This is a genomic window from Jeotgalibacillus marinus (assembly GCF_040801915.1).
Classification (GTDB): Bacteria; Bacillota; Bacilli; order Bacillales; family Jeotgalibacillaceae; genus Jeotgalibacillus; species Jeotgalibacillus marinus.
The window spans coordinates 1-225 of record NZ_JBFMIA010000336.1 but is presented as its reverse complement, the minus strand read 5'-3'; the positions used below and the strand labels follow the sequence as shown (position 1 = coordinate 225).

The following is a 225-nucleotide window of genomic DNA, read 5'->3' as shown; positions in this document are numbered from 1 at the left end:
ACCCCTCTCCTTTTCCTTCCTTTTCCCCCCCTTCTTCCTTTTTTTCTTCCTTCCCCTCCTCCTTCCCCTTCTTCCCTTTTCTCCCCCCTTTCTCCCCTTTCCTCTCCCCCTTTCCTCTCTCCCTCTCTTTTTCTCCCCTCCCCTCCACTCTTTCTCCTTTCTTCTTTTCTTCTTCCCCTCTCCTCCCTTCCTCTTTCCTCTCTCTTCCTCTCTTCTCCTCCTTCC

Annotated in this window: 1 protein-coding gene; it reads right to left on the bottom strand. The window is 52.4% G+C overall.

Features of this window, described 5'->3' with window-relative positions; genetic code table 11:
- Positions 1-225, bottom strand: a 225-nt coding sequence (locus tag AB1471_RS19215; RefSeq protein ID WP_367781093.1) for a hypothetical protein, incomplete at both ends; no start/stop codon positions are given.